This window comes from Enterobacter sp. 940_PEND (assembly GCF_001059415.1).
Classification (GTDB): domain Bacteria; phylum Pseudomonadota; class Gammaproteobacteria; order Enterobacterales; family Enterobacteriaceae; genus Enterobacter; species Enterobacter cloacae_M.
This window is the reverse complement of record NZ_JUMS01000031.1, coordinates 1-6,175: the sequence shown is the minus strand read 5'-3', so window position 1 is coordinate 6,175 and position 6,175 is coordinate 1. Positions and strand designations below refer to the sequence as shown.

The window sequence follows — 6,175 nt, the reverse complement described above, 5'->3', positions numbered from 1 at the left end:
CGGGCATTATCTGAACATAAAACACTATCAGTAAGTTGGAGTCATTACCGGTGCTCTGATATATTTATTATACTATAGTGGGGTATGTGTTGATCTTAATGTAATACTCCCCTATAGTATAAGAAATACAGAGCAGTGAGGTAAGCAATGCCCAGTACTCCTGAAGAGAAAAAAAAGGTCCTAACCCGGGTTCGCCGTATCCGGGGTCAGATTGATGCTCTGGAAAGAGCACTTGAAAGTGGCGCTGAATGCCGTTCCGTTCTCCAGCAAATCGCCGCCGTCCGGGGCGCCGCTAACGGACTGATGGCAGAGGTGCTGGAGAGCCACATACGGGAAACCTTTGACCAGAATGACAGCTACAGTCATGAAGTCAGTAAATCAGTTGACGATACGATTGAGCTGGTTCGTGCCTATCTTAAATAGGTGAGGCCATTATTACATTGAGGATATATTACGTATGAAATCACGTGCCGCTGTTGCATTTGCACCAGGGAAGCCCCTGGAGATTGTTGAAATTGATGTTGCTCCGCCTAAAAAAGGCGAGGTGCTGATTAAAAACACCCACACAGGTGTCTGCCATACCGATGCCTTTACCCTCTCAGGGAATGACCCTGAGGGCGTTTTCCCGGTGGTTCTCGGCCACGAGGGAGCCGGTATCGTCGTTGAAGTTGGTGAAGGCGTCACCAGTGTGAAGCCGGGTGACCATGTTATTCCGCTCTACACCGCTGAATGCGGGGAGTGTGAATTCTGCCAGTCCGGTAAAACGAACCTCTGTGTATCGGTTCGCGAGACTCAGGGCAAAGGACTGATGCCTGACGGGACCACTCGCTTTTCATACAACGGTCAGCCTCTTTACCACTACATGGGATGTTCCACATTCAGTGAATACACCGTTGTGGCCGAGGTTTCTCTGGCAAAAATTAACCCGGAGGCGAACCATGAACACGTCTGCCTGTTGGGTTGTGGCGTGACTACCGGTATTGGCGCCGTCCATAACACGGCTAAAGTGCAGCCGGGCGATTCAGTTGCCATTTTTGGTCTGGGGGCAATTGGTCTGGCTGCGGTACAGGGGGCCCGTCAGGCAAAAGCGGGACGTATTATCGCTATCGATACTAATCCGACAAAATTTGACCTGGCCCGTCAGTTCGGGGCCACTGACTGCATTAACCCGAATGATTATGACAAACCGATTAAAGATGTTCTGCTGGATATCAACAAGTGGGGTATTGACCATACCTTTGAATGTATCGGTAACGTTAACGTCATGCGTGCAGCGCTGGAAAGTGCTCACCGTGGGTGGGGGCAGTCCGTTGTCATTGGTGTCGCAGGGGCCGGACAGGAGATTTCCACCCGTCCTTTCCAGCTGGTCACCGGGCGCGTATGGAAAGGTTCCGCGTTTGGCGGAGTAAAAGGCCGCACTCAGCTCCCCGGTATGGTCGAGGATGCCATGAAGGGGGATATTGACCTTGAGCCATTTGTAACCCATACGATGACACTGGATGAAATCAATGACGCCTTCGAGCTTATGCATGAAGGCAAATCTATCCGGACAGTGATTCATTACTGATCCCATCAGAATTTTAATCAACTCAAACTGAAGGAAGTGGAAAATGACAACTCCGGTAATTTCTGGTGACGGCATCTTTTCTCATGTGTTCATTGGCGCAGCCGATGTCGAGAAATCCTCCGCATTTTACGATGTCGTCCTGGGCACGCTTGGTATCAATAACCTCGGCCCGTTTGGCAACGGCTGGGTACTCTATGGCCGCGAAAAGCCGGCATTTATCATTGCCCGTCCGGGCAACGGTGAAGCACCTTCCGCTAACGGGGTGACTGTCGGCTTCGCTGCTGCCACCCCGGAAGAGGTTGATGCTTTCCATGCTGCCGGCCTTGCCGCCGGTGGAGCTGATGAAGGTCAACCTGGCCCGCGTGGTCACCTTCCCGGGGCCTATGCTGCCTACCTGCGGGATCCGGCGGGTAACAAAATCACGGCGTATACGTTTATCTGACGTCCGGATTTAAAGATACTTCCCCTGGCTTCGGTCAGGGGAAATAACCATGAGATAACGGCTGATGGAACTCATTGAGCAGCATGCCAGCTCTGGCGGCTGGCAAAACGTGTACCGGCATTATTCACAATCCCTTAATTGTGAAATGAATTTCGGTGTGTATCTTCCTCCCAAAGCAGTAACAGAAAAACTGCCGGTACTATACTGGTTGTCGGGCCTGACCTGTACTGAGCAGAATTTCATCACCAAATCAGGTATGCAGCATTATGCAGCCCGGCATAACGTCATCGTTGTTGTCCCGGATACCAGTCCCCGGGGTAATAATGTCCCGGATGCCGACAGTTACGATCTTGGCCAGGGGGCCGGTTTTTATCTGAACGCGACGGAACAGCCGTGGAATGTTCATTACAGGATGTATGACTATATTCTCAGAGAGCTTCCGGATGTCGTCATGAATCATTTTCCTGCAACGGCAAGAAAATCTATATCCGGTCATTCTATGGGAGGGCTGGGTGCTCTGGTGCTGGCTCTGCGAAATCCTGGTGAATATGTGAGCGTATCAGCATTTTCCCCGATAGTATCGCCTTCTCAGGTGCCATGGGGGCAACAGGCATTTAGCGCTTACCTGGGTGAAAACAGAAAAACGTGGGAAGCCTACGATCCAGTCAGCCTCATTTTACAGGGTGAAAAATTACCAGAAATCTTCATTGATCAGGGGCTGAGTGACGCCTTTTATGAAGAGCAACTGCGCACCAAAATCCTTGAGAGAGTATGCAATGAGATGAACCTCAATGCGTCGTTCCGATATCATACTGGATACGACCACAGCTATTATTTCATTTCCAGCTTTATTGGTGAGCACATTGCTTACCATGCCAACAGGCTCAGGCTGTCAGCATGAGTTGATTTCCAGCCTCAGAAAATGTGCTTAATTTTCAGGCCTGAACAGGGCCTGAACCCTGCAGACCTGAGATGTACTGTAACTGAATCGCCACGGATAATCTAGACACTTCCGAGCCGTTGATGGACTGACCCCGCCCCGGTAGACGATCCTGCCCTATAGTTTGGACTGACCCCACGCCTGTAGACAAATCCTGTCCTCACGACGAGGCCTGTTCGAAGGCCTCCGGACTGACGTCGCCGAGGTGGCTGTGGCGCCGGGACCGGTTATAGAAGACTTCAATGTAATCGAAGATCCGCCCGGGCCAGATCCCTGGTTTTATATATGCGTTTTCTGATCCGTTCTTTTTTCAGCGAACTGAAGAACGATTCGGCCACCGCATTATCCCAGCAGTTGCCACGCCGGCTCATGCTCGGCGCCAGGTTATTGGCCCGGTAGAAGCGCTGCCAGTCGTCACTGCCGTACTGGCTGCCCTGATCGCTATGTACGATAACCTCGCTGTCTGGTTTTCGGCGCCAGACCGCCATCATCAGCGCGTCGAGCGCCAGTTCGCGTGAGAGAGTGGGTTTCATCGACCAGCCGACCACATTACGGGCGAAGAGATCGATAACCACCGCCAGATACAGCCAGCCCTGCCAGGTGCGGAGTAGAGTAAGAGGCAGGGCGTAGTCGGACTATTTCCCTGCCTCTCCTCCCCGAACCGGACGTGCACCTTTCAGCGCATCCGGCTCTCCATTTAAATGCTGGCGAACGCCATTGCCACTTCTGTAAAGCGCGATGTATACGTGTTTCTGGTCTCCGTCCTCAGATAGGGATTACCTTCGGGTAGCCGCCAGCGGAACAGCTTCTTGCCTTGCCCCACCAACCGGTACAGTATTTCGCCGCTGAGCTTGCCGTGATTGGTTTTACCAAATAAAACCCACGTTTTGCTCTGACCCGGTTTCGGTGATTTACACCACCACCTCATCAGGGAAGCGATACCTGTACGGTATTTGCGGGCCAGCCAGTGAGCCAGCTTCCAGAACACGACACGGTCGATATAACTGAAGACTTTGGCCTTAAAATCAACGAACTGATAGAACATGGCCCAGCCTTTCAGTTTTCGGTTGAGTTGTTCAGCCATATCGACTTTGCTTTCACTGTAGTTGCCTGATAACAGTGCTGTCAGCGATGCGGCGAAGTTTCTGGCTTTCTCCTGCGGGATCGTTGAGACCACTCGCATCTCGCCATAACGACTGCGTTTGCGAATGATCCTGTGCCCCAGAAAGATAAAGCCGTCATTAACATGGGTGATTTTAGTCTTATCCATGTTCAGCCTGAGTTTCAGACTGCCTTCGAGCACACCCCGACACTCCTCCCTGATGGCTTCCGCCTGTGCTTTGGTGCCTTTGACGATGAGGACAAAATCATCGGCATAGCGGCAGTACGCCACCGCGGGTTTCCACTGCCAGTTTTCTCTGACCGCCGTACTTCGGCCCCGTTGGATACTGTTATTCCAGTACCACCGATCTTTTCTGGCTTTCCCGCTCAGGTAGCGCTCATGCAGGTATTGATCGAACTCATTCAGCATGATGTTCGATAATAGCGGCGATATAACACCGCCCTGTGGCACACCTTCACTGGCCGCCCGAAAGAGACCGACATCGATATGTCCCGCCTTGATGGTTTTCCACAGCAGAGTCATGAAACGTGCGTCACTGATCCTGCGGCGTACAGCCTTCATCAGCAGTCGATGATGTACGGTGTCGAAGTAACTGGACAGGTCGCCTTCAATCACCCAGCGTCCCCGGGTTTCACCGCAGTCTGTGAGCTGTAATTTCACCGTGCGGATCGCGTGGTGGACACTGCGCTCAGGCCGGAAGCCATATGAGAGCGTATGAAAATCACTCTCCCATATCGGCTCCATCGCCATCAGCATGGCCCGCTGAACAATACGATCCCGCAACGCGGGGATACCCAGTGGTCGCAGTTTGCCGTTGCTTTTAGGGATGTAAACCCGTCTGGCGGGCAAGGGCTGGTAGTGGCCTGAGAGTAATTCATCCCTGAGGATTTGCAGCTCAACAGCCAGTCTGGCCTGTAGCATTGTTTTGTTCACGCCATCAACGCCGGGGGTATGCGCCCCCTTTGATGAAAGCGTGATCCGCGCCGCTTCAGCCAGCCATTCTGGTTGTGTTATCAGACGCAGCAGCCGTTGAATCCGTAGGGACGGATCGGTGGCCGCCCATGTGGCAAGCTTGCGTTGCATTTCGCTGATTATCAAAGGTCTTCACCTCGTTAGGTCAGTTAATTCACGTCGCAAACACATTCAAACTGCTTCCCTTCGCCATGTAATGGGCTTTCCCCATCGCGGACTACTACGGAAGCTCCGCCAGCCAGCGCGTCATCGGAGCCATGCCCCCTTAACATCCGTCGCTGACCTTCCCCGGTTTACCTGCCTGGACTCAGGCATACTGAGGAGGCTGCCCGTCGCACTCTTTATCCTTGCTTGCCGCAAGTTGGCAGAAGTCAGCAACGCAAGCGTGATAGACGCTGCTGCCCCGGTGTTTCGCATACATGTCAAAACACCTTCGACCGGCAGTGCTTACGTATCACTGCCAGTTCCTCCTGCACGGCCTGTCAGATCACGTAGGCCGTGGTGACGTTTTCAACCCACAGAGGCGGATTAACGGGTTCATGTTCTTCAGCCTTTCAGTACTTAACCTTGAGGATCATCTCGGCTTAGTGATCTCGCCTCAATCCCCGTTGTCAGCGGGTTACATCACCCTGCGGGCATGCCGCAGGTCACTGCCGCTCAGGTTCTCCACCGTCACACCCGGTGGGATTGTTGGGTTTCTCATCGTGAGTTACCGGTTCAATATTCCAGACAGACTCGCGGTTCATTTAAGCATCCATGCCCGCCCTGAACTCCGGGCACACTATAAGTAATATCGGTGACCCAGACCTGGGTGGCCCGGACAACGGTGAACTGCCGCTGCACGAGATTAGGAGCAACGACTGAAGGCCTGCCAGCGATACGACGTGGCGCTTTATAGCCGCGCACAGCTTTAATCCGGTCCAGTTGCATGATCCGACCCACCCGGTTTCTACCACAGGTTTCCCCGATTTCGTTCAGATCGCCATGAACCCGCCGGTAACCGTATACGCCTCCGCTCAGGGAATATGAGTCGCGGATAAGCATCAGCAGGCGCTGGTTATCTTTATCACGCGCCGAGACAGGGTTATGCAGCCACGCATAGAACCCGGCCCGGGCGACATTCAGTACCCG

The 6,175-nt window shown here is 53.1% G+C and carries 5 protein-coding genes and 2 pseudogenes; 4 read left to right on the top strand and 3 right to left on the bottom strand.

Annotated elements, in window-relative coordinates:
* Positions 1–147 precede the first annotated feature (147 nt).
* From frmR to fghA, 4 genes are all read left to right on the top strand, one after another.
* Positions 148–423, top strand: coding sequence for a formaldehyde-responsive transcriptional repressor FrmR (gene frmR / locus ADJ24_RS05085; RefSeq protein ID WP_017384071.1), 276 nt, complete (start codon positions 148–150; stop codon positions 421–423).
* A gap of 34 nt (positions 424–457) precedes the next feature.
* A complete protein-coding gene (frmA, locus tag ADJ24_RS05080) occupies positions 458–1,567 on the top strand; it encodes an S-(hydroxymethyl)glutathione dehydrogenase (protein ID WP_017384070.1) in 1,110 nt (369 codons plus the stop codon).
* A gap of 43 nt (positions 1,568–1,610) precedes the next feature.
* Positions 1,611–2,009, top strand: coding sequence for a VOC family protein (locus ADJ24_RS05075; protein ID WP_012561111.1), 399 nt, complete (start codon positions 1,611–1,613; stop codon positions 2,007–2,009).
* A 64-nt stretch (positions 2,010–2,073) separates the two neighbouring features.
* On the top strand, positions 2,074–2,910 hold the full coding sequence (fghA, locus tag ADJ24_RS05070; RefSeq protein WP_012561110.1) for an S-formylglutathione hydrolase: 837 nt from the start codon (positions 2,074–2,076) through the stop codon (positions 2,908–2,910).
* 199 nt (positions 2,911–3,109) lie between these two features.
* Here the strand turns inward: fghA and ADJ24_RS05065 are convergent.
* The 3 genes and pseudogenes from ADJ24_RS05065 to ADJ24_RS05055 form a co-directional block, all read right to left on the bottom strand.
* Positions 3,110–3,566 (bottom strand): annotated as a pseudogene (locus tag ADJ24_RS05065) (IS3 family transposase); the annotation flags it as partial.
* Positions 3,567–3,646: 80 nt separating this feature from the next.
* Positions 3,647–5,155 (bottom strand): group II intron reverse transcriptase/maturase, encoded by a 1,509-nt coding sequence (gene ltrA, locus ADJ24_RS05060; RefSeq protein WP_001189111.1) that lies wholly within the window; start codon positions 5,153–5,155, stop codon positions 3,647–3,649.
* Between the two features lie 672 nt (positions 5,156–5,827).
* Positions 5,828–6,175 (bottom strand): annotated as a pseudogene (locus ADJ24_RS05055) (IS3 family transposase); the annotation flags it as partial.

Coding starts and splice junctions, on each gene's coding strand:
- frmR (WP_017384071.1), top strand. CDS start 148: ATGCCCAGTACTCCTGAAGAGAAAAAAAAGGTCCTAACCCGGGTTCGC.
- frmA (WP_017384070.1), top strand. CDS start 458: ATGAAATCACGTGCCGCTGTTGCATTTGCACCAGGGAAGCCCCTGGAG.
- ADJ24_RS05075 (WP_012561111.1), top strand. CDS start 1,611: ATGACAACTCCGGTAATTTCTGGTGACGGCATCTTTTCTCATGTGTTC.
- fghA (WP_012561110.1), top strand. CDS start 2,074: ATGGAACTCATTGAGCAGCATGCCAGCTCTGGCGGCTGGCAAAACGTG.
- ltrA (WP_001189111.1), bottom strand. CDS start 5,155: ATGCAACGCAAGCTTGCCACATGGGCGGCCACCGATCCGTCCCTACGG.